Genomic DNA, 21,652 nt, shown 5'->3' with positions numbered 1-21,652 from the left:
GTGCAAATAGTGAATATTAGTGGCTGATAATAATAGCAGTCGATACTATAATAGTAGATATCCAGAAGGGAATATTATTTACTCACAGGCTCTGGTTGTGGTCGCTCAAACACCCATTTGTCCTTCGTCGACAGGGCTGAAGAATATTGATAGCCTGCTGTATCGAAGTCCTGAATACCTTCGGGTGACTCAATACGATTTCTGATAATAAAGTCAGCCATCATGCCGCGTGCTTTTTTAGCGTAAAAAGCGATGATGCGGGTATTGCCGTCTTTAGTTTCTTTAAAATCGATATTCAGAATACGACCATTCACCTGTTTTGGTTTCACAGATTTGTAGTATTCATTGGACGCCAGATTAACCAGAACCGCTTCTTGCTGCTTCTCTAGTTCGGCATTCAGGCTATCAGTGATTTGATTGCCCCAAAATTCGTACAGATTAGCACCGCGTGGGTTTTTCAGTTTGGTCTTCATTTCCAGGCGATAAGGCTGGATGAGGTCCATCGGGCGCAATGCGCCATATAGACCAGACAGTATCCGCAGGTGGTCCTGTGCGTAAACCAAGTCATCCTTAGAGAACGTTGCACTATCAATACCGCTGTAAACGTCGCCTTTGAATGCAAATAGTGCAGGGCGGGCGTTGTCGGTATTAAAAGGTGTGTGGAACTGCTGAAAACGCTCGAAATTTAAATTCGCGAGGTTTTCACTGATGCTCATCATGGTTTCGATTTGTGGTGGTGCGTAATCACGCAGCTCATCGATCAAAATCTGTGATTGATCAAGTTGAGCAGGCACCGAGTATTCCGCATCTGGCATCGGAATGTCGAAGTCCTGACCTTTTGAAGGCGAGAGAGTAACAAGCATCAGTGTGTCCTTTTATGAATTATTCAGCCATCAGGGCTTCGTATTTCAGCATCAGCTCGTCCTTGCTTTCAACGCGATCCGGATCGTTTGGAATGCAATCTACCGGGCAAACTTCCACACACTGTGGCTCGTCAAAGTGACCAACACACTCGGTACAACGGTCCGGGTCGATTTCATAGATCTCATCGCCCATAGAGATTGCATCGTTCGGGCATTCCGGCTCACAAACATCGCAGTTAATACATTCGTCAGTAATAATTAATGACATGGCTTTTTCCTGTAACAAATCAATTTGGTGGCAATTCTAACAGCGCTGCGCTGCAAAAAACATTATTCCCTACAAGCTACTGACCAAATACATCCATCTGCCGCTGGGTAAGGCGCTCAAAGGAGGTATCGAGAAAGTAGAGAATACTGTCGGCAACCGGTTGCAACTGCTTGTCTTGATAGTGTTGATAATCAGGTTGAGCGGTAATGTTTTCAAGGGGTTCGGGGCCATTCAATGTGATGATATATTGAATACGCCTGCCGGGGTTTTTCATTTTACGCGCGGCTTTGACTTGTGGGGGTTGGCTGCTGGTATAACTTTCCAATGGTCGGCGTAAGCGTTTTGTATAGATCAGCTGATCATCGTAGTCACCGGCGGTGAGCTTTTCGCTGACTTCTCGTACATAATCTGCGTAAGGTTCGTCATGAAAAATCCGACGATACAGCTCTTGCTGGAAGACTTTAGCCAGTTGTGTCCAGTCGCTGCGAACAGTTTCAAGGCCTTTGAAGACCATTGCTAATTGGTCTTTTTTCCGAACAACACCGGCATAACGTTTTTTGCTGCCAGCTTCGCTGCCTCTGATGGTGGGCATTAAAAACCGTAGATAGTGAGTTTCAAACTCTATTTCCAGATTTGATTCTATATCAAAGCGCTTGCTCAGTTCGTTTTGCCAATACGTATTTAGCTTCTTTGCTAATTGGTGGCCGATGTCATTCGCTTGGTTTTCACTTACTTCCTGATCAAGGTGCACAAAGACCGAGTCAGTATCTCCATAGATAACGCTCAGGCCTTGTTGCTCTATAAACGAAGCACTTTGTTGAATGATCTCATGACCACGTCGGGTAATACTGCTGGCAAGTTGTGGATTAAAGAAGCGACACCCGGAGGAACCGAGTACACCATAAAAAGAGTTCATAATGATTTTGATGGCGTAAGAGAGTGGTGCATTATTGGCTTTTTTAGCCGCGTCTCTGTCTTTCCATAGCTGTGTCACAAGATCAGGCAGTATGTGATGTTCTTTGGAAAAGGCTGCATCCAGAAAGCCGGGGATAGTTTTATCGCTACTTTCTTCATCTAACCCAATTGTCAGTCCGAATGGATCAATTTTAAAGGTGCGAATAATGCTGGGGTACAGGCTCTTGAAGTCGAGAACCAATACATTTTTGTACAGTCCTGGCATTGAATTCATGACATAGCCGCCCGGACTACTGGTAGCATTTTGCATACTACCAATATCAGGGGCGACATAACCTTTGCGGTGTAATTGTGGTAAGTAGAGGTGATCAAAAGCCGCAGTCGAGCCTCCCTGACGATCCATCGCTAAACCGGTCATTCTGGCTCTTTCGATTGAGAAGTTGATCAAATCAGCTTTTTCAAATATGCGTGCGACCAGTTCGCAATCCTGTAAATTGTATCGGGCAAGGGCGAGCGGGTCTTCGAGGTATTGGCGGCGAATTTCTTGTAATTTGTTGCCTTCTGCTGAGATTAGCTTTTCATCGCCTAGCATTTGTTGAGCGACAAAGCCTAACTCAAAGTGCTCAAAATTCCAGAAAGCACCCTTCAGACATGCAATACCGTCCAGCACAATGCGGCCGGGAACGCGTGCGACTGCAATCTGGCCAGAGGTTTGTGGTTCTAACACGGTAGCGGTTTCTTTGCCTCGCCCCAAAGCGAATGGCATTTTAATCTGCTGACACTTCCATTTGATGAAGGCTAAATCAAAACCCGTAACATTCCAGCCGAGAATGAGGTCCGGGTCATAGTCTTTCACCCAGTTAAAAAATTGTTGTAAGGCGACTTCTTCGTTATGACACCATTGTACGTTAAGCGCCGGGTCTTGCCGTGGTGCAACCTGTCTGGGGTGTTTCACCATAAATATTTGGTGTGAGTTGGCAGTGCTTACTGCAATCGAGTAGAGTCGGCCACGCAAGTCATGTGTTTCAATATCTAGTGAGATCCAGCGTAGCTTTGGGGAGTAGTCGCCTTGCTTGATTTGAGGCTGGCGAATTTCCAGATAACCATTCTTTTTTGTAATATTACCGCGTGCCGTGAGTGATGCGGTAATAAAACGCTCCATTAGATAACGCTCTGTGGGCTTTATTTCGGACTCAAATAACTGGGATTTATCGTAGTTAAGATGATCGCGTAAACTGTTTAAGTCGCGCTGCTGGCGGAAATACAGTCCGTCCATCTCATCACTGTCTAAGCTCTTCAGGTTGAGAGGCTTACGTTGGATGTGAGCCGGTAATGACATTTGATTACTGCGGCGAATAAAGCAGACTGCTTGTTCGCTTTCTACAACAAGGCGTAACGGCCCTTGGTCTGTACTGAGCCAAAAACTCAGTTCCAGTCCTTTATTTGTGTCCCGCCATTGTCGGGTCAGGAGAAAACCATCAAGTTGCGTTATCATCTGATAAGTTTATCAGGAATGCGCATTCAGGAGCAGGTATGACCCCGGCAATAAAGCAGGTGGAAAAAGCAGGTATTAGTTTCAAGGTTCATCAATATGAGCATGATCCGGCAGTGCAGGCCTACGGGGGTGAGGCCGCGCAAGCAATGGGGGTAGAGGCCCATCGTGTGTTTAAAACATTGTTATGTGCATTAAATGGTGAACCAAAAAATCTGGCGGTCGCTGTCGTTCCCGTCTCAGGGCAGTTGAATTTAAAAGTCGCGGCGTCGGTGTTAGGCTGCAAGAAAGCATCCATGGCCGATACAAAAATTGCTCAAAATACAACAGGTTATATTTTAGGTGGCATCAGTCCGCTTGGGCAAAAAAAGCGATTACCCACTATCATTGATGAATCAGCTTATGCATTCGATACTATTTTTGTTAGTGCCGGACGTCGTGGGTTAGAAATTGAGTTATCCGCGTATGATTTGATGACGTTATGCAATGCGAAGAGAGTTGTTTGTGCAACAAATACTTAAAAGAGTCTACATAATGTCTTTAATATAAGCATATAGCGAGTGTTTTGATCAGTTAACGAACTTTAGTGAGTCCCCGACTCGATATAGTCATAAGCTAAGCTGTCACTGTCGTTTAAGTGTATAAATAAATAGAGATTATGCCTATTTACTAGACATTTGATGAGCGGTTATGTTTAATGCTCCTTACACTTAAGACTTTAATGTCTGACCCCGATAGTGTAACTCCCTGTTTTATTCGGTAGAAGTGAGTGTCAGTCCCTTCTAAAGTATTGAATATTCAGGATTTTAAAAAATAAGGCCTCCGCTTAATAAGCGAATTAGAGAGTCAGATATGTGTTTACTCCCTCGGGGAGCAATCACAATTACATCGATTCAGGAGATGATACGATGAAAAAATACTATACCCCCAAGAAAGGTTCATGGATGGTTTCTTGCGCGTCTGCAGCACTTGCTATGGTTGTTAGCATTCCTGCCTTTGCAGCATTTCAGCCGTCAAATAGTGCTCACAGAAGCATGCCCTCTGCGACAAGTACTCACCACAATGTGGAGCGTCGCTCAATGGTTACTGGTGCGAATGCCATTGCCAACCGCCCACCTGCTAAGCCTAAAACAAAGCCTAATCCCCAAGCATTACATGCTGCTGCGTTACGAGGTGACCTTGCGACAGTCCAGAAGTTGGTCAAGGAGCGCGTCAATATTCATTATATGAATAGTGATAAAGAAACAGCGTTACACATGGCTGCATCACGTGGACATTTATCAGTCGTTATTTATTTGTTGAATAATGGCGCGAATCTGAATGCGCGTACCACCGGTAATTGGATTCCGTTACATCATGCGGTACGCTTTAATCGTCAAAAAGTCGCGAACTACTTGTTGGCGAAGGGTGCACCAGCGTATTACAAGACATCTGATGGTGTGAACAGTCTGGACATTGCGCTTGCCATGGGTAACCAGCGCATGATCAACCTGGTCAGTCATTACATGTAAGAAGTTCTGCTCTGAACGTTAGCTTCAGGTTATCATCAGCTGTTTTGCTGAGGATAATATGGAGCTGACTCAGGAGCTCAGCCATTTCTGGCTATTGCTATTAGTGATCGTAGCGTTTGTTGCAGGTTATGTTGATGCAATTGCCGGAGGTGGCGGTATGATACTCATCCCCGCATTGCTATTTGCGGGTATCCCGGCGGTCAGCGCTATGGCTGTCAACAAAGTCGTGGCTATTGCTGGTACCTCTCTGGCAGTCATCAAATATGCCTTAGCCAAACAAGTCAGCTGGCATCTTGTGTTTTGGGCTTTACTTCCTTGTTTAATAGCTTCTTTTATTGGTGGAAAAGCCGCGTTATCTCTCAGCGATTCACTGCTGTCGTGGATGATTCTATTGTGTATTCCCGTGGCGTTGTATTTTGTCTTAACCACCCGTAAAACCTCTGCTTCAGGTGCAGCTGTTAAAACGGCGAAGGCAGGTATTATTCTGTCACCTATCGGATTTTATGACGGTTTATTAGGCCCGGGAACAGGCACTTATATGACGATTGCTATGAGGCGTTTTTTGTCAATGGAATACCTCAAAGCCACGGCAACCACTAAACCATTGAATCTTGCTACTAATATTGGTGCAGCGGTGGCTTTTTTGTTAGCGGGCAAAGTTCTCTGGAGCTTAGCGATTCCGATGCTGTTGGCTAATGCAATGGGAGCATGGATAGGCAGTCACTTTGCCGTTAAGAACGGCGATGACTTTATACGTAAAATGCTCGTGGTTGTGCTGGTAGTGATGTTACTCGCGAATGTCATGAAGCAAATCGCGAGTTAAAAATTACACCCGGTGACCGGGGCACTAACTGTCCTTATTGATACAGTGGAATGGGGTTAATCGAGCCCTTCCGTTTAATTTGCACACTACCATCAGCAGATGGATTACCGCCTGCAGCTGATCGTAGTAGGTTGTTTAGCAACGGTGGTACACCTGATTTAGTTTTAGCTACCACATCTGTCTCATATTGCCAGTCGCCATTAATGCTTGCGGTACCACTTAGTTCCAGTGGTGCATCAACAGACTCAACTTGAGCCAGAATGGTGTCATCTTGTGAGCTGATATCTGCGCGGTAGTTGCCGGGTGTCAAACGTACCGGAAAAGTGATGCTGCCCTGAACCCAGTTAAGCACACCATTGATTGAAGGGAACAGTTTTGGTCGAATCTCTGCATTATCAATCAAGCCTTGGAAGGTGCCGGCAAGTCTGGCCATGGGTTGAAAGCGTCCGATTAAACTAGACTCTGCCTCAAATTGCATATCAGTCAGACGGATCGCGCGATCGTAAGCATAAGCAGCCTGGCCTGCAGCAGTCACTTCTGGTCCATCAACAGTTACATCAGAGACTAATGAAAAGCTGGTTAAGCTCTTTAGGGGCAGTACTTTCCAAGTAGTTTTGCCTAGGTCAAAACTATTAACTCTGACATTTGTAGCGGAGCCGTTCCAGATCGTGCCGCTCCCGCCCGAGATCACAATATTTGGTGCGACACGCTGCAAGTGAGGCGCTACAAATGCCGTAGGTGTCAGCCAGATCGCAGTGATTATAAAAGTCAGCAGGCCCAGTAATATTAGCTTGAAGGTTTTCATTGTACCTCCAGCGTCAGGTTGGCATTGGCTTTGCCAACGTCCTTGGTGGGTTTCATGGAGAAGTCTTTCACTGTCAGTCCATACTTTGTTTCTAGGTCAAACAGAAAGCGCATGATGTTATCAGCTTCAGCATCCCGTAAATTTAATCGGACGGTTGTGCTGTTAGGTGCACTCATCTCACCTAGCGTTGAGCGAAGTCTCCAGGTGCGTAGCGCACTATCAACTTTCTGTTGCGGATTGCCCGTGCTGACGGTTTTGCGGTTGCCACCACTGCGCTCGAGTATTTTTATTTCAGCGCTTTGCTGGCGCATGTTTTGTAAAATAGCGCTACGGTCTTCAATTTGTTCCGCCAGCGCTGTGTGCTTGTTCAACATAGGCTGCAGCAGTAATAACCAAATTAACAAAATAGGCACTAGTACCGCTGCGATACTGACCAGTGTTTTCTCTCGCGAGCTGAGCATCATGAACCACTGCTTCATTTTGCCTCCTGAATAAATAGTGTAGACGCTACGCTATCTGTTGTTGTTTTCGAGGAGCCAATTTCAACGCGTAACTGCAGCTTTTCTGCAGTTTGTTTAAACTGGTCAATCATTCCAAGGTTGGGTGTTTCTACCTTTATTTCTAATCTGTTGCGCTTAAATATCAATTCTTTCACGATCATTTTAGGGAATCGTTTGAGTATAGGCGCAATACTGGCAATGGTAGGTAATGGCGAAACACTGGTGTCAATTAAACCACCTTGCAGTAAGGAGAGTCTGCTAGTCATTGAGGCGAGTTGCTGATCCGGATTAGTGAGATTTCCACTCGGAATAGTACCGCGGTAAACTTTACTGATTTCAGCTTCAATTGCGTCCAGTTTGAGTTGTGACTGATGGTTCTGCCAAAAACCCATCCCCAGCCACGTTAATAACAAAAGGCTACCAATTACCGCGACAGGCTTCCATGGCGACCAGTCGATATTCTTTAATGCACTCTCGCCACGGTTGTAGTTTGTTAATAAATTGAGTACTAAGGTAGGTTGAATATCAGCGTATTTGATTGAATGAGGTGGTCGTCCGGCTCGAATCTCAATGTCCTGATCTTGCAACAAGCGAGTAACACGAAGACTGTCACCACTGACATAAAGTGCTTCAGGTGGATGCTCTTCCAGCTCATTAGGCAGAATATAATCCATCACATCAAGATCACATACAAAGCCATCAAAAGTGGATTGACGAATCTGTGCTTCTTCCTCTCCAATATTGACTGACCAGCCATCTTCTTCGATGGGTAGCGCAAATACAGATGGCAGAATATAGTGAACGTTGATGTCGTGAGATTTGAGGAAATCAACCCAGAAGCCCAATCGCTCATGTTTGATTATTGCGGCTTTGACCGTTGAGTCATCTGATTCCCGATAGGCACTAAAGTGAAGGTTGTCGACGTCTTCGGCCAGTGACTCTTCCAGAGCAAAAGGCAATGCCTGCATCATTTGCTTTTTGTTTTTACTGGGAATAGTTGTTTGTGCAAGCGAAACATCAGTATCAGGAACCAATAATACAATCTTATTGCCGCGTTGGTGCTTGCGAATCGTCTCCCAGTCGGTCTCGGTAAAGCTGGCTTCCGTTTTCTTGGGGCTGATGACAGCACCTAAGGGTGTGGCATCCGGCGATGTAATTTTGATGATGAGCAGTTGCATTATTCTTCTGTATCTTCTTCTACGATTTGTTGGTTGCTGAAGTCCCTTGAAACGACGGTAACCTTACCATCGTTTCGATGCATAACACTATTAATATACAGTCGAGCGGTGCCTATGTTGACCTCGCCCTGTAACAGGAAATAGTTAGTCGTTGCCGAGAGGTGTTGCGGATACACCTCTGGCGGAGTGTCTTCAGTTTCTTCCGTTGCGACCTGAACCACCGCGAGATCCATGAAATCATCCATCCCTTGAAACGGATCTTCATCACGAACGGAAATAATGTTTTCTGCAGCCTCTGCGGTAAAGCCGAGAGCCTGAAAAACTTCAAGACTAGCCGTATTCACATTGACCGGTGTGTACTCCGGTAACATGGTGACGTGTGGGCGTAGTAGCTCATAAGCGTCTTTGTCGATATCTTTAAGTAGTCTCAGCTCAGTCTCATTCACCAAAAAACTGTCGGCAGTATTGTAAGGCGGGTCTAATGTTTGGTAGTAATCTGACTCAGCACCAGCTTCCGTGGTATTTGAATCACTATCGATCCAGTCCGTCACGACATCTGCAAAATTAATAGCAGGCCCTAATGTCTCATCGGGATCAATCGTTTTTAATAACGTCTCTGTGCGCAGTTTAGCGATGATATAGCGGTTCTGATCATCTATTATGCGTTTTTCTTCTGCAGATACGGGTGATTGTTCATCCATGCCATTTTGAGTAGGAGAGTTACCTGTTTCTGTATTGGTGTCTATTTCTTCTTCGATAGGCCGCTCTGGTGGATACAGGTTGTTTAGATTTAACTTTGCCTGAAGGTCAAACAGGCGGCCTGTCATGGTGCCTCCGGGAATCGGAATTGGTGGAATCTCGGTTGCCCAAGGCTCCGTTAAATCATCCGTATCCGGCGAGTCCTCAGCATCACGATTCAGAATCGTCCGTGCCCAGTCCTCAAGACCCGTTGCGTAAGGGTATATCTGCTCAAGATTGCCAATGTTCACTGCAAGTCGGGTATGTAATTGCTGGCGAAACATAATGTTTACCGCAATTCCCATTGCAATGCTCATAATGACTAAAGCAATCAGAAGCGCAGCCCCGCGCTGTTTTACCGGGGGCTTTTTCATATATCGCGAGTGGTGAACGCGAGCTTGTTTCATTAGGGCTTAATCGGACTAAGACGTTGGCTGAGGCGCTTCACTTTTTGTTCAGAACCGTTGAGCTTGTACTCATATATCGTCATATAGGCCATAACCGCCTGAACGTAGTTACGCGTTTCCCGGTAAGGAATACTCTCAATCCAGCGTGCAGCCTCTAATGGGTAGTCAGGTCTCCAACGAGGCATACGATGTGGCCCTGCGTTATAAGATGCAGTGGCTAGCGCATAGTTTCCATCGAACTTGTCGAGCAGCGTTTTAAGATACCTGGCACCCAGACGTATGTTTGTTTCAGGGTCAAACGTAGCTGCTTTACTAAGCTTTTTGATACCTAGGCTGCGAGATACCTGTTTGGCCGTTGATGGGATCAACTGCATTAAACCTTGTGCTTTGGCACTCGACACAATATTAGGGTCAAAGGCACTTTCCCGGCGTGCGACGCCATAAATCAGGGCGGGGTGGACTGCTTGCGCCTCTGCTTCCTGACGGATCATCTTTTCATACGCCATCGGGAAGCGTAGTTCGACTTGATTCCAGTCTTTTGTACGAGAGATGGTCAGAATGGCAGTGAAATGGTGATTCCTTTGTTGCGCTAATTTAGCCGCTGCCAGCATCTGAAGTTTATTGCGTTTTTCCAGTGCAAAGAACCACTCGGCACGTGCCTGAGTCTTCATGTCTAACTCGAATAGCTCCAGAGCACGTTGAATTGCTGGCTCCTCAAGTAATCCTGGTATCAAATGATCAAGCTCAGGGCTGCGTTGTTCTAAGATGGTATAAGGTTGTCCCAGATGGTCAGCGGCCAGAAAACCGTAGAATGAGGCATTCTCGCTGAGTTCCTTATAGAGCACTATCGCCTCTTGTGATCGTTTCGCTGCTTCCAGAGCACGTGCTTTCCAATACTTCCAGTTGCTATCTTCTTGTTTATCAGCGGGCATGGCGGCAACAGCGTCCAGTACTGTTTTCCAGTCACCTTCCCGTAGTGCAATACGGACTAACCACTCATTAGCTTCATCGTCGCGATATTCTTCCGGAATGGATGAAAGTGTTACCAGTGAATGAGCTTCATGGTCCAATGCGTCGCGCACAGCAATATAGCGGTTGATTTCAGCCTGCTGAGGAATACTGAATTGATAATTCTTAAGTGCCGATTGAAACTGCGTTTTTGCCTTCGACGTGTCTTTTCGGGCAATACGCTTTATAGCATAAGCAATCACATCACGGCTATGGGCAGTATCATCTCCCAAGACTGCTTTTTTTAGCGCGGTTTCCGGGCGGCTGCGAGCCTGAATCCATATTTTAACTAATGCTTGATCGCGCTTATTGAGTCGTCGGGACAGACTTTTTGCCAAGCTAGTCGCGCCACGGCCCATGGCTAGAGAAATACGTTCCCAGTAGTCTTCAGTGCTCAGTTGCTTGTTGTCTGCTAATAGCTTGAAGAGTGCATCACACTGTTTGGGGCGGTCACGACCGGATAACCAGATACTCTTGCCTTCGACCAAGGCATTTTTTGTGTCGCCTAGTTCGATACGCGCCTGAGTATGAAGGCAGCGTGCTTTGATGCTGTCATTGTCTTCATTGTAGAGCGTGAAGGTTTGTCCCCATTGTCGTTCGTTATTGTATCGCTCCATCAGGCTCTCGCTGAGCTTTTCACTCAGTGGAGAGTCCGCATGCTTCATAAGAAACGCTTCAATGCTTTGAGTCGATGTCCCTTTCAGATTATTAACAATCTGCTGGTACTCAAGATAAGGATAAAGGCTGTAATCTTTCAGTCCGGTGATATCAACCGACTTACCAGCCTTTAATTTTGAATAAACGGATTTAAACTGATCCCGATTCTCTTGCTCCCCAGCGAAAGAATATTGCCCCGCAAACAATATTAAACAGATCAAGCTATAGCGTAATACAGGCATTTAACACCCTAGTTATTATAATAAAGTACGTCACTATCATCTCACTTTGCGCCACAGTGACGCAATCTTTCAAGATTACAAATTGTTCAGAGCATCCAGATAGCGTTCATAGCGGCTTGTCGAGATTTCCCCTTCCTCGACGGCCTGTCGCACACTGCACTGAGGTTCGTGATTATGTGTGCAATTACTAAACCGACAGCTGTTCAGATAAGGTTGAAACTCGATATAGCCATTAGCCAGTTTAATTGGGTCTAGATTATCCGGCATGTAATCACGTACGCCCGGAGAGTCGATTAAATAACCATCATCTGCAAGGTCATAGAGATCAGCTGTAGTGGTGGTGTGCCTGCCTTCGCCTGATTCTGAGATTTCAGCCGTCAAGATAGCGGCTTCCGGCATAATTTTGTTAGCGATCGATGATTTTCCAACACCGGAACGCCCTAATAAAATATTGGTTTTACCGCTCATGGTTTCTTTTAATGCGTCAATACCCGTGCTGTCTTTGGTATTGACATGCAGTACTTTATAACCAATTTTTTCGTAGTCAGCGAGCGCCCGCCAACCCTCTTGTTTAGCATATTGTTCGGCGAGATCTTGCTTATTGATGACAATAGTAGCCTCTGCACCTAACTGCTCTGCTGCGATAATATAGCGATCTACCAAGTCCCAAAAAGGCTCAGGTAGCCAAGCGCTGACGATCAGCAGTTGATCGACATTGGCGGCAATGGTTCTGGGTTTACCACGATAGGTGAGACGGGTGATGGCATTTTTGCGTTTATGGATTTTATCAACCCGCGCGATGCCGGTCGGGTTGCTCTGCCAGTCGACCCAGTCGCCGCAAGCAATATTCTCGAGTTTACGTTTTGGCGCACAGCGAATGGTAGATTTATCATCGCAACGCACCAATAATTCGGCACCAAATCGAGTGATAACCCGACCGGTGCCTTTTGTAACGTCATGAGTTTCGGTACTCATGTGACTTTAATTTTAAGCATGAACTGTTAACAACATCATTGAGCCTCGGCTGGTTCCGGAAACTTATAGTACTGCTCATTTAAATAAGCAACGACGTCATGAATTTCCTCATCGAACCAGTTATTGTTTAAATTTGAATCGCACAGTCTAACTTGAACCTCTAGTGCCTTCAAATTTTTGATTTTTCGGTCTTCGCTCGTAAATGCCTCAGTGCCGTGACATGATAAACAGTCGCGCTTTTCGAAAAGAACTTTACCATTTGTCGCATCTCCGGCAGCAAATACACTGCCCGCAAAGCTTAGTGTGATAGCCGCTAATAATATACGGAACATTTTTTCTCCCAATAAGTTTAATCCAACCGCACTAAGACGCTATCGTTTAGCCAAAGTTTCTGACCTACTGCCTTCTTAAATGGGCGATACGAATAGATGCAGGTGGATGTGAGTCGTAAAACGCGGAATACAAAGGGTCTGGAGTCAATGTTCCCGCATTCTTTTTATATAGACCGACAAGTGCACTGATGAGTTCCTCAGCACTGGACTCTTTTGCTGCGAAAGCATCGGCCTCAAATTCGTGTTTGCGAGACCACCATGACATGATGGGGCCTATAAAAAAAGTAAATACAGGACTAACGAGAAGAAACAGGACGAGCGCCATATAAGTTGACTGGTTTTGAACACCTAGTTGCTGGAAAAACCAATCCTGTTTCATGAGATAGGCAAGGATTGCAAAACCGACCAGCGTCATCGTCATGGAAACCATCATGCCTTTTAATACATGTTTATGTTTGAAGTGGCCGAGTTCATGTGCTAGCACCGCCTCGATTTGAGTCGGTGACAATTGTTTGAGCAGCGTATCAAAAAACACGATGCGCTTAGTCTTGCCAAAGCCTGTGAAGTAAGCATTACCATGACTTGAGCGACGCGAACCATCCATCATGAATACGCCGTTTGAATTGAAGCCGTTTCTTTCAAGTAGCGTTGTAATACGGTCTAGCACTTCGCCTTCTTCAAGTGGTGTAAATTTATTAAAAATAGGCGCGATAAATTTTGGGTAAGCCCACATCATTACAATGGAAAAGGCTGTGATTACGATCCATGCGTAAAGCCACCACAGGGAGCCAGCCGTGTTCATTAGCCAAAGTACTAACATGATTAACGGTATGCCAATCACCATCGAAACCAGAGTATTCTTCACCATATCAACAGCGAAGGTCTTGAAGGTTGATTTGTTGAATCCAAATTTTTCTTCAATTACAAAGGTGCGATACAGTGACGCAGGCAAGTCGATCAGGCTTGAAATGATCAAAAAGCTAATGATTACTGCAGTACCACGACCTAATTCACCTAAGCTGCTGTTAGCCCAGAGATTATCCAGCCATTGCAGGCCGCCACCGAGCGTCCAAATCAGCAAGAGCAGAGTACTTATGATTAACTCTTTGCGTCCAAAACTGCTTTTGGTGGTGGTGTAATCCGCTGCCTTTTGGTGTTCTTCCAGTGTGATGGATTCTGAGAATTCGGCAGGTACAGCAGGACGGTTGTCCATCACATGTTTAGTCTGACGAATAGATAACCAAAGCTGAGTGCCGATGGTCGCGATAATTGCTAATATAAATATCAACGTAAAGATGGGCATTTGTTAAGATACATCCTAAATTCAAATCGAGAAGAAAGTATAAACCATGCATGTAGACAACAATAATTTAATCTGGATCGATCTGGAAATGACTGGTTTAGATACCGTCAATGATCAAATCATCGAAATCGCGACGGTCGTTACTGATAAAGACCTGAACATTCTGGCAGAGGGGCCTGTGATGGCGATTCATCAATCCGATGAAATCATGGCAGGGATGGATGACTGGAACCAAAAGCAACACGGAGGCTCGGGGTTGATTGAGCGCGTTCGTAATAGTGAAATCAGTGAAGCAATAGCTGAAGCAGAGACGGTCGCGTTTCTGAGTCAATATGTTGAAGCTGGCAAGTCGCCAATGTGTGGAAACAGTATCTGTCAGGACCGTCGTTTTATGGCGCGATGCATGCCAAAGCTTGAAGCGTTTTTCCATTACCGCAATTTAGATGTGAGTACTTTAAAAGAGCTGGCAGCTCGTTGGAAGCCTGAAGTGGCTAAGGGCTTTAAAAAGAAAGGGTCTCATTTAGCGATGGATGACATCATCGACTCGATTGAAGAGCTTCGTTACTACCGCAAAGAGATTATGTCGATCTAATGCTGGTATTTTCTGATATTTCACTGCGACGCGGTGGTCGTGAGCTGATTGGTGACAGTAGTTTTAGCATTCATCCCGGACAAAAAGCTGGTCTGACTGGGGCTAACGGCACGGGTAAATCCACGCTGTTTGCCTTAATTATGCAAGAGTTGTCGCTAGAGTCTGGTCAATTTAGCATGCCGCCGAATTGGGTATTGGCACATGTTGCCCAGCACACGCCTGCCAGTGAGCAGACGGCACTGGAGTATGCGTTGGAAGGGGATGCTGAGTTTGCTTCCTTACAAGTGCAGATGAAAACGGCTGAAGGTGAGCACCTTGCTCAGTTACTAGGGCAGCTGGAAGCCATTGACGGTTACACAACCGAAAGTCGCGCAGCTGCTTTATTGCAAGGCTTAGGTTTTAAAAATGAGCAGTTAAGTCATCCGGTCAGTAGTTTTTCTGGTGGTTGGCGAATGCGGCTTAATTTGGCACAGGCATTAATGTGCCGCTCTGATTTGTTGCTGCTGGATGAGCCGACGAACCATTTAGATCTGGATGCAGTGATTTGGTTGCAACAATGGCTGATTCAATATCCCGGTACATTGATCCTAATCTCGCATGACCGTGAGTTTCTGGATGCAGTCACTACCCACATTATTCATGTGGAACACCAAAGGGCGACGCTATATACCGGTAATTATTCCTCATTTGAAAAGCTTAGGGCAGAACGATTGGCTCAGCAGCAAAGCACTTATGAGAAGCAGCAGCGTGAAGTGGCGCACATCCGTAAATATGTGGATCGGTTCCGTGCGCAGGCAACAAAAGCCAGACAAGCGCAAAGTCGTTTAAAAGCACTGGAGCGTATGGAGCTCGTAGCACAAGCCCACATCCATTCTCCCTTTAAATTTAGCTTTTTAGAACCGCGTAAATTACCGGATCGACTGCTAAATATTACCGAGGCATCGATTGGTTATGACGAGACACCAATCATCAGTAATGTCGACTTTCAGCTGATGCCCGGACAGCGTATCGGTTTGATTGGCCCAAATGGTGCTGGTAAATCGACACTGATCAAATGTCTGGCGGGCGAGTTACCCGTGATGGCAGGTGAGTTATGGGAGGCGCAAGACCTGCATATCGGCTATTTTGCACAGCATCAGGTTGAGCAGTTACATGTCGACCAAACGCCCCTACAACACATGCGTCACTTAGATAAAGAAGCCAGAGAGCAGGATCTGCGTAATTATTTGGGAGGCTTTGGTTTTCAGGGTGAGCGAGTGGACGAAGCCGTTGCACCGTTCTCAGGTGGGGAAAAAGCGCGTTTGGTCCTAGCTTTAACGGTTTACCAACGACCTAATCTATTGCTGCTTGATGAGCCGACCAATCATCTTGATTTGGATATGCGGCATGCGTTGAGCATGGCATTGCAGGCATTTGAAGGTGCCATGGTGATTGTTTCGCATGACCGTCATTTGTTGAAGTCGGTCACGGATGAATACGTGATTGTTGATAGTGGAGTGGCTAAGCCTTTTGAGGGTGATCTGGATGATTATTCACAATGGCTAAAAACTCGCGAACAAGCCCGGGCTAATGCAGCGCCAGCTAGTGATGATAAGCCCGTAAATCGTAAGGATATACGCAAGCAGGAAGCCGAGCAGCGCAAGCAGTTACAGCCCTTAAAAAAGGTGATGGATAAGCATGAAAAAGCACTGGATAAATTGGTGGCAAAAGCCGCTGAGCTTGAAAAACAGCTGGCTGACCCCGATATTTACTCGGAAGAGAATAAAGATAAGCTAAAAGCATTGTTGTTAAGCAAACGAGATGTCGATGCAGAGGTTGAACAAACCGAGCTCGCATGGATGGATGCATCAGAGGCATATGAGCAAGCAATGTGTTAAGGTTTTGTCATAGAGTTGCGCGATTATGAGGTTATAATAGCGTGACTATAATAATAGTTTGATATTTATTTAGGAGTTTGAATATGAGTTTTTTGGATGCTGGTACTGGCCAAATCGTTGCCAACGCAGCTGAGAGCGAGCGCGCGGCGTTTATTAAGCGCACGTATCTTCACTTAGGTGGTGCGATCGCGGTTTATGCTGTTGTTGTGACACTATTTTTGCAAACAGGAATTGCACAAGCCTTTATGGGCTTCCTGTCTGGTTCACCATGGATGTGGTTGCTGGTCATGGGCGCTTACATGGGTATTTCTATGCTGGCTGATAACTGGGCGCACTCTGGTGTTTCCCGTGAGCGTCAATACATGGGCTTAGGTCTGTATATTGTCGCGTTTGCCTTCCTATCTACACTACCGATCACCCGCGCTTTGTATATGGATCCTAGTATCCTGTTGCATGCGGCACTGATTACTGCTGCTTTAGTGGGTGGTCTCACGTTCACAGCGTTCTCTACCAAGATTAACTTCTCATTTATGGGTCGTTTCTTAATGATCGGTGGTTTTGTTGCAATGGGTGTGATTGTTGCTGCGATTCTATTCGGCTTCTCATTAGGTCTTTGGTTCTCTGGTGCGATGATCTTATTTGCTGCAGGTTCTGTACTTTACAGCACGTCTAACATCATCCACGAGTACCACACAGAGCAGCACGTAGCGGCTTCATTGTCTCTATTCTCAAGTGTTGGTTTGTTATTCTGGTATGTGATTCAGTTCCTGATGGCATTTACTAGCGGTGACTAATCACTGAAAAATGCTGTGATAGAGGTAGGCTTACTGATGTAGGCCACCACTAAAACTGAATTGAGAGAGCCCTGCCTTCGTGCAGGGCTTTTTTGTAGGTAAGAGACTATCAATATCAATACAGTCAGGTATTGCATTTAGATATTGTTCTTAAGAGCAGGTCGATATAGTGATTGAGGGATGAGTCTTTAGTTGATTATAACACAACATTCTGGCCAGTTTTTGATAATGAGGCTAAGATTGGTAGCGTAACTGCAGCGATTCATTCGCCACGATTCATTCGCCACGATTGGATCAGAATATTGCGCTGGTGATGGTCAATGTTGAATTCGCTGAAATTGCTACTCAGTTACGGTTTAAAATGCCAAACGGCACAGAGCTGGCTACGGTTGTGGATAACCTTTTTATGATCCTAAGAAGAAGGCTGCAATGGCTGCTGCTTGAATCGAATCTTTAAGGAGAGAAGGGAGATGTCTGAGATTGACAACGCAGATTTAGTTCTGCAAGAGTTAAGTGAGTCGGGTGTGCTTCGACTTACGTTGAATGACAATAGTCGTCGCAATGCCCTGTCAGAGGCAATGTTAAAGCGCTTGGGTGATTTAATGGTTTCAACCGCCAATGATCCGGCAGTTCGCGTGATTGTATTGGCAGCTGTTGGCCCGGCATTTTGCGCAGGGCATGATCTAAAAGAAATGACGGCGGGGCGTCAGGCGGATGATGGTGGCCGTGAGTATTTCACCCATGTTATGAAAACTTGTTCCGGTGTGATGCAGAGTATCGTGAATAATCCCAAGCCAGTGATAGCTGAAGTGGCAGGTGTGGCGACTGCTGCAGGCTGTCAGCTAGTAGCAAGTTGTGATCTTGCTTATGCCGCTGAAACAGCCAAATTTGGTACGCCAGGGGTGCATATTGGATTGTTCTGTTCCACACCGATGGTGGCGCTTTCCCGTAACGTTTCAAATAAGCATGCGATGGAAATGTTGTTGACTGGTGATGTGTTATCGCCACAACGTGCTGCTGAAATGGGCCTGATTAATCGCGTTGTTTCTGCTGAAGAACTCAGTAATTTCACGATGCAAACGGCTGAGAAAATGGCGGCTAAGTCGAGTATGACATTGGCGGTTGGTAAGCAGGCATTTTACAAGCAGCGCACCATGAGCCTGGAAGATGCTTATGATTATGCCTCTCAGGTGATGGTCGAGAATATGCTGAAACATGATGCAGAAGAGGGTATTCAGGCATTTATCGAAAAACGCAGCGCGAATTGGCAGGATAAATAGAACGCAGCGGGCTATTTATGTTCGGGCTGTTTAATTTTAGGAGGAAGTGCTCATGGAAAATCCGTATAACACGCATTTAGATAGGAATCCTGCGAATCATCAGCCTTTGACTCCGCTTAGTTTTCTTAGGCGAATGGCGACGGTTTTTCCGGAACACACCGCGATTATTCATGGATCGCTGCGGCGTACTTACAAAGACTTCTATGAGCGTTCGGTTCGTTTAGCTTCCAGTTTGGCGGGGTTAGGAATTGGACGAGGCGATACGGTGTCAGTGATGCTAATGAATACGCCGGCGATGTTGGAGTGCCATTATGGTGTGCCGATGTCTGGCGCTGTATTACACTCTATCAATACGCGCCTGGATGCCAAGGTGATTGCGTTTCAGTTGGATCATGCTGAAGCTAAAGTGGTGGTGGTTGATGCGGAATTGATACCTCTGATGCAGGAAGCCTTAGCGTTAACCGAAGCCACTCCTTATCTGATTGAATACCGCGATCTTGAATGTGGTGGTTTTTCTCCTCAAGTGGCAGCAGACTCTCAGTCTGGAGTGGCATCGGAAACAACACTAACTCCTCAATGCTCTGATTATGAAGAATTTCTGGCAGAGGGTAACCCGCAATTTGATTGGTTAATGCCTCTTGATGAATGGGATGCAATTTCGATTAACTATACCTCGGGTACAACCGGTGATCCCAAGGGTGTGGTTTACCACCATCGTGGTGCATATTTATTGGCGCAAGGTAACGCGCTGATTGCCTCGATGCCAAAGCATTCAATTTACTTGTGGACGCTACCGATGTTTCATTGCAACGGCTGGTGTTTTCCGTGGACGATGTCGGCGGTTGTCGGTACGCATGTATGCCTGAGACAAGTTCGCGATGAGCCGATTTGGCAAGCGCTCGATGAGCACAACGTGACCCATTTATGTGGTGCTCCGATTGTGATGTCCCTGATTAATGATGCTCCGGAGAGCGTGAAACGTGAATTAGGTCGGACAGTCGAGTTCTTCACTGCGGCTGCGCCACCACCAGAATCTCTGTTGGCTGATATGAAAACAGCAGGTTTTGAGGTGACTCATTTGTATGGTCTGACTGAAGTTTATGGTCCTGCCGTGGTCAACGAGTGGCATGATCAGTGGAATGACTTAGATGCAGCGACACAAGCCAAGCTCAAAGCACGCCAAGGTGTGTGCTATACACCGCTTGAAGGCTTGGATGTGATGGATCCGGAAACCATGGTATCTGTTCCTCATGATGGTGAGACGATTGGTGAGGTAATGTTTCGCGGAAATGTCGTCATGAAAGGTTACTTCAAAAATCCTAAAGCTACTAACGAAGCATTTGCTGGAGATTGGTTTCACTCTGGTGACTTGGGCGTAATTCATCCCGATGGTTATATCCAATTAAAAGACCGCTCGAAGGATATTATTATTTCTGGTGGAGAGAATATTTCTTCGATTGAGATTGAGGACGTGTTGTTTAGTCATTCTGCGGTTGCAGTAGCTGCCGTCGTTGCACTGCCTGATGACAAATGGGGTGAAGTGCCTTGTGCGTTTGTCGAGCTCAATAGTGATTGTGAGGCCACTGCGGATGAATTGCAGAGTTGGTGCCGGGAGCGTTTAGCAGGCTTTAAAGTGCCGAAGCAGTTTGTGTTTGAGGCAATCCCGAGAACATCTACCGGAAAAATTCAAAAGTTTGAATTACGGAAAAAGGTGCGAACAGAGTTGTCATAAAAAAGTCGGGACAGGTTTGCCCATATCCCGACTTTGGAAGAGCTGACTAGCAACGATTAGATATCGTAACCACGCTCTTCATGATCCACAATGTCCAGACCTTGTGCTTCTTCATCATCAGAAACACGGACTCCATTGGTGATCATTCCAACCACTTTGAAGATTAAGAAAGTCACGATAGCGGTATAGATGAATGTTGAAACGATACCCACTAGCTGCACACCAACTTGTCCCGCCATGCTCTCGATGCCATCCGCAAAGCCTTGTCCGCTGAATACACCCAGATTTGTTGAAGCGAAAATACCCGCGAGGAATGTACCCAGAATACCGCCCACGCCGTGAACAGGAAAAACATCCAGAGAGTCATCGATTTTGTACTTTTGCTTGATCAACAGCGTCGCGTTAAAACAAACGATACCCGCTAGTAAACCAATGATTAAAGCACCTGCAGGACCGACAAAGCCGGATGCTGGTGTAATCGTTCCAAGTCCGGCAACCATACCTGTGACGGTACCAAGAGCTGTTGGCTTACCGTACTTCTTCCATTCATAGAACATCCAGGTGAGTGCACCAGTTGCTGCTGAAATGTGCGTAACCAGCATTGCCATCGCTGCATCACCGTTAGCTGCAAGCGCAGAGCCACCGTTAAACCCGAACCAGCCTACCCACAGCATACCTGCACCGGTGATGGTCATGGTCATATTATGTGGGGCTGCATTTCCACGAACAAAGCTTTTACGTGGGCCGATCATAATGGCAGTCACCAATGCTGCGACACCAGCAGTGATGTGTACGACCGTACCACCTGCGAAGTCGAGCAGACCCATGTTCTGCAGCCAGCCGCCACCCCATACCCAGTGAGTAATCGGCACATAAACAAACGCCAACCAGATGATGCTGAATAGCAATACTGCGGAGAACTTAATCCGCTCAGCGAATGCACCAATAATCAGTGCAGGTGTAATGATTGCAAATGTCATTTGGAATAGTGCGAACAGTGATTCAGGGATATCACCAGATACAGAGCCTTCCGTTACGCCACTAAATAAAAACTTAGAGAAGTTACCGATAAATGCGCCATCACCACTGAATGCCAGGCTGTAGCCCGCAACTAGCCAGAATACCGAAGCGATTCCGGCAATAGCAAAACACTGCATTAAGATGGAAAGCACGTTACGGCTTTTAACCAAGCCACCATAAAACAATGCTAAGCCTGGTAGTGTCATAAACAGTACTAAGGCTGTTGAGGTGAGGATCCATGCGGTATTTGCGCCATTGACCAATGGCTCATCAGCAAAAGCAAGCGCCGGAAAGAGTAGACCGAGCAGAATGGGCAAGATAATCTTTTTCATTATAGTAA

Annotated in this window: 21 protein-coding genes; 9 read left to right on the top strand and 12 right to left on the bottom strand. The window is 46.1% G+C overall.

Annotated elements, in window-relative coordinates:
• Positions 1 to 74 precede the first annotated feature (74 nt).
• The 3 genes from yaaA to DKW60_RS03640 all read right to left on the bottom strand — a co-directional run bounded on the left by yaaA (position 75) and on the right by DKW60_RS03640 (position 3,541).
• Positions 75 to 863 carry a peroxide stress protein YaaA gene (gene yaaA / locus DKW60_RS03650; RefSeq protein WP_109836299.1) on the bottom strand — a complete coding sequence of 263 codons (789 nt, stop codon included), beginning with the start codon at positions 861 to 863 and terminating at the stop codon, positions 75 to 77.
• A gap of 19 nt (positions 864 to 882) precedes the next feature.
• On the bottom strand, positions 883 to 1,131 hold the full coding sequence (locus tag DKW60_RS03645; protein ID WP_109836298.1) for a YfhL family 4Fe-4S dicluster ferredoxin: 249 nt from the start codon (positions 1,129 to 1,131) through the stop codon (positions 883 to 885).
• A gap of 76 nt (positions 1,132 to 1,207) precedes the next feature.
• The gene (locus tag DKW60_RS03640) at positions 1,208 to 3,541 is read right to left on the bottom strand and encodes a DNA polymerase II (RefSeq protein ID WP_109836297.1); all 2,334 of its coding nucleotides are present in this window, start codon (positions 3,539 to 3,541) and stop codon (positions 1,208 to 1,210) included.
• Between the two features lie 38 nt (positions 3,542 to 3,579).
• Between DKW60_RS03640 and ybaK the strand changes: the two genes are divergently transcribed.
• The 3 genes from ybaK (at position 3,580) to DKW60_RS03625 (ending at position 5,872) form a co-directional block, all read left to right on the top strand.
• Entirely contained in the window at positions 3,580 to 4,059 is a 480-nt protein-coding gene (ybaK, locus tag DKW60_RS03635; RefSeq protein WP_109836296.1) for a Cys-tRNA(Pro) deacylase, read from the top strand.
• Between the two features lie 387 nt (positions 4,060 to 4,446).
• A complete protein-coding gene (locus DKW60_RS03630) occupies positions 4,447 to 5,049 on the top strand; it encodes an ankyrin repeat domain-containing protein (RefSeq protein ID WP_109836295.1) in 603 nt (200 codons plus the stop codon).
• Positions 5,050 to 5,107: 58 nt separating this feature from the next.
• Complete coding sequence (locus tag DKW60_RS03625) at positions 5,108 to 5,872, top strand: sulfite exporter TauE/SafE family protein (protein ID WP_109836294.1); 765 nt, start codon at positions 5,108 to 5,110, stop codon at positions 5,870 to 5,872.
• A 34-nt stretch (positions 5,873 to 5,906) separates the two neighbouring features.
• On the opposite strand, the gene DKW60_RS03620 is transcribed toward DKW60_RS03625, so the two are convergent.
• The 8 genes from DKW60_RS03620 to DKW60_RS03585 form a co-directional block, all read right to left on the bottom strand.
• Positions 5,907 to 6,677 (bottom strand): type II secretion system protein N, encoded by a 771-nt coding sequence (locus DKW60_RS03620; RefSeq protein WP_109836293.1) that lies wholly within the window; start codon positions 6,675 to 6,677, stop codon positions 5,907 to 5,909.
• Positions 6,674 to 7,156, bottom strand: a complete 483-nt coding sequence (gene gspM / locus DKW60_RS03615) for a type II secretion system protein GspM (RefSeq protein WP_109836292.1) — start codon at positions 7,154 to 7,156, stop codon at positions 6,674 to 6,676. Before gspM ends, DKW60_RS03620 begins: the two co-directional genes overlap by 4 nt.
• Positions 7,153 to 8,355: a type II secretion system protein GspL gene (gspL, locus tag DKW60_RS03610; RefSeq protein ID WP_109836291.1), complete on the bottom strand. Its 1,203-nt coding sequence runs from the start codon at positions 8,353 to 8,355 to the stop codon at positions 7,153 to 7,155. The genes gspM and gspL overlap by 4 nt, the downstream gene beginning before the upstream one ends.
• Positions 8,355 to 9,500: a type II secretion system minor pseudopilin GspK gene (gspK, locus tag DKW60_RS03605; protein ID WP_109836290.1), complete on the bottom strand. Its 1,146-nt coding sequence runs from the start codon at positions 9,498 to 9,500 to the stop codon at positions 8,355 to 8,357. The genes gspL and gspK overlap by 1 nt, the downstream gene beginning before the upstream one ends.
• Positions 9,500 to 11,407 carry a transglycosylase SLT domain-containing protein gene (locus DKW60_RS03600; RefSeq protein WP_109836289.1) on the bottom strand — a complete coding sequence of 636 codons (1,908 nt, stop codon included), beginning with the start codon at positions 11,405 to 11,407 and terminating at the stop codon, positions 9,500 to 9,502. Before DKW60_RS03600 ends, gspK begins: the two co-directional genes overlap by 1 nt.
• Positions 11,408 to 11,482: 75 nt before the next feature.
• Positions 11,483 to 12,382, bottom strand: a complete 900-nt coding sequence (gene rsgA, locus DKW60_RS03595) for a ribosome small subunit-dependent GTPase A (protein WP_109836288.1) — start codon at positions 12,380 to 12,382, stop codon at positions 11,483 to 11,485.
• A 35-nt stretch (positions 12,383 to 12,417) separates the two neighbouring features.
• Complete coding sequence (locus tag DKW60_RS03590) at positions 12,418 to 12,714, bottom strand: hypothetical protein (RefSeq protein ID WP_109836287.1); 297 nt, start codon at positions 12,712 to 12,714, stop codon at positions 12,418 to 12,420.
• 64 nt (positions 12,715 to 12,778) lie between these two features.
• Positions 12,779 to 14,017, bottom strand: coding sequence for a M48 family metallopeptidase (locus DKW60_RS03585; RefSeq protein WP_109836286.1), 1,239 nt, complete (start codon positions 14,015 to 14,017; stop codon positions 12,779 to 12,781).
• A 46-nt stretch (positions 14,018 to 14,063) separates the two neighbouring features.
• Between DKW60_RS03585 and orn the strand changes: the two genes are divergently transcribed.
• The 6 genes from orn (at position 14,064) to DKW60_RS03555 (ending at position 20,292) form a co-directional block, all read left to right on the top strand.
• On the top strand, positions 14,064 to 14,609 hold the full coding sequence (gene orn, locus DKW60_RS03580; protein ID WP_109836285.1) for an oligoribonuclease: 546 nt from the start codon (positions 14,064 to 14,066) through the stop codon (positions 14,607 to 14,609).
• The gene (locus tag DKW60_RS03575; protein WP_109836284.1) at positions 14,609 to 16,486 is read left to right on the top strand and encodes an ATP-binding cassette domain-containing protein; all 1,878 of its coding nucleotides are present in this window, start codon (positions 14,609 to 14,611) and stop codon (positions 16,484 to 16,486) included. The genes orn and DKW60_RS03575 overlap by 1 nt, the downstream gene beginning before the upstream one ends.
• Positions 16,487 to 16,569: 83 nt before the next feature.
• Positions 16,570 to 17,280: a Bax inhibitor-1/YccA family protein gene (locus tag DKW60_RS03570; protein ID WP_109836283.1), complete on the top strand. Its 711-nt coding sequence runs from the start codon at positions 16,570 to 16,572 to the stop codon at positions 17,278 to 17,280.
• A gap of 289 nt (positions 17,281 to 17,569) precedes the next feature.
• Entirely contained in the window at positions 17,570 to 17,737 is a 168-nt protein-coding gene (locus tag DKW60_RS24620) for a hypothetical protein (protein WP_146203423.1), read from the top strand.
• Positions 17,738 to 17,750: 13 nt separating this feature from the next.
• Positions 17,751 to 18,560, top strand: a complete 810-nt coding sequence (locus tag DKW60_RS03560; protein WP_181389574.1) for an enoyl-CoA hydratase — start codon at positions 17,751 to 17,753, stop codon at positions 18,558 to 18,560.
• A 52-nt stretch (positions 18,561 to 18,612) separates the two neighbouring features.
• Complete coding sequence (locus DKW60_RS03555; RefSeq protein WP_109836281.1) at positions 18,613 to 20,292, top strand: acyl-CoA synthetase; 1,680 nt, start codon at positions 18,613 to 18,615, stop codon at positions 20,290 to 20,292.
• 56 nt (positions 20,293 to 20,348) lie between these two features.
• Here the strand turns inward: DKW60_RS03555 and DKW60_RS03550 are convergent, their stop codons facing one another.
• Positions 20,349 to 21,644, bottom strand: coding sequence for an ammonium transporter (locus tag DKW60_RS03550; RefSeq protein WP_109836280.1), 1,296 nt, complete (start codon positions 21,642 to 21,644; stop codon positions 20,349 to 20,351).
• Positions 21,645 to 21,652: the final 8 nt, after the last annotated feature.

Origin of the sequence: Leucothrix pacifica, assembly GCF_003172875.1 — a bacterium.
Classification (GTDB): domain Bacteria; phylum Pseudomonadota; class Gammaproteobacteria; order Thiotrichales; family Thiotrichaceae; genus Leucothrix; species Leucothrix pacifica.
This window is presented reverse-complemented; position numbering and strand designations above follow the sequence as displayed.

What these genes read in the sequence shown, in the direction of transcription:
- yaaA (WP_109836299.1), bottom strand. Translation starts at nt 863, where the DNA reads ATGCTTGTTACTCTCTCGCCTTCAAAAGGTCAGGACTTCGACATTCCG.
- DKW60_RS03645 (WP_109836298.1), bottom strand. Translation starts at nt 1,131, where the DNA reads ATGTCATTAATTATTACTGACGAATGTATTAACTGCGATGTTTGTGAG.
- DKW60_RS03640 (WP_109836297.1), bottom strand. Translation starts at nt 3,541, where the DNA reads ATGATAACGCAACTTGATGGTTTTCTCCTGACCCGACAATGGCGGGAC.
- ybaK (WP_109836296.1), top strand. Translation starts at nt 3,580, where the DNA reads ATGACCCCGGCAATAAAGCAGGTGGAAAAAGCAGGTATTAGTTTCAAG.
- DKW60_RS03630 (WP_109836295.1), top strand. Translation starts at nt 4,447, where the DNA reads ATGAAAAAATACTATACCCCCAAGAAAGGTTCATGGATGGTTTCTTGC.
- DKW60_RS03625 (WP_109836294.1), top strand. Translation starts at nt 5,108, where the DNA reads ATGGAGCTGACTCAGGAGCTCAGCCATTTCTGGCTATTGCTATTAGTG.
- DKW60_RS03620 (WP_109836293.1), bottom strand. Translation starts at nt 6,677, where the DNA reads ATGAAAACCTTCAAGCTAATATTACTGGGCCTGCTGACTTTTATAATC.
- gspM (WP_109836292.1), bottom strand. Translation starts at nt 7,156, where the DNA reads ATGAAGCAGTGGTTCATGATGCTCAGCTCGCGAGAGAAAACACTGGTC.
- gspL (WP_109836291.1), bottom strand. Translation starts at nt 8,355, where the DNA reads ATGCAACTGCTCATCATCAAAATTACATCGCCGGATGCCACACCCTTA.
- gspK (WP_109836290.1), bottom strand. Translation starts at nt 9,500, where the DNA reads ATGAAACAAGCTCGCGTTCACCACTCGCGATATATGAAAAAGCCCCCG.
- DKW60_RS03600 (WP_109836289.1), bottom strand. Translation starts at nt 11,407, where the DNA reads ATGCCTGTATTACGCTATAGCTTGATCTGTTTAATATTGTTTGCGGGG.
- rsgA (WP_109836288.1), bottom strand. Translation starts at nt 12,382, where the DNA reads ATGAGTACCGAAACTCATGACGTTACAAAAGGCACCGGTCGGGTTATC.
- DKW60_RS03590 (WP_109836287.1), bottom strand. Translation starts at nt 12,714, where the DNA reads ATGTTCCGTATATTATTAGCGGCTATCACACTAAGCTTTGCGGGCAGT.
- DKW60_RS03585 (WP_109836286.1), bottom strand. Translation starts at nt 14,017, where the DNA reads ATGCCCATCTTTACGTTGATATTTATATTAGCAATTATCGCGACCATC.
- orn (WP_109836285.1), top strand. Translation starts at nt 14,064, where the DNA reads ATGCATGTAGACAACAATAATTTAATCTGGATCGATCTGGAAATGACT.
- DKW60_RS03575 (WP_109836284.1), top strand. Translation starts at nt 14,609, where the DNA reads ATGCTGGTATTTTCTGATATTTCACTGCGACGCGGTGGTCGTGAGCTG.
- DKW60_RS03570 (WP_109836283.1), top strand. Translation starts at nt 16,570, where the DNA reads ATGAGTTTTTTGGATGCTGGTACTGGCCAAATCGTTGCCAACGCAGCT.
- DKW60_RS03560 (WP_181389574.1), top strand. Translation starts at nt 17,751, where the DNA reads ATGTCTGAGATTGACAACGCAGATTTAGTTCTGCAAGAGTTAAGTGAG.
- DKW60_RS03555 (WP_109836281.1), top strand. Translation starts at nt 18,613, where the DNA reads ATGGAAAATCCGTATAACACGCATTTAGATAGGAATCCTGCGAATCAT.
- DKW60_RS03550 (WP_109836280.1), bottom strand. Translation starts at nt 21,644, where the DNA reads ATGAAAAAGATTATCTTGCCCATTCTGCTCGGTCTACTCTTTCCGGCG.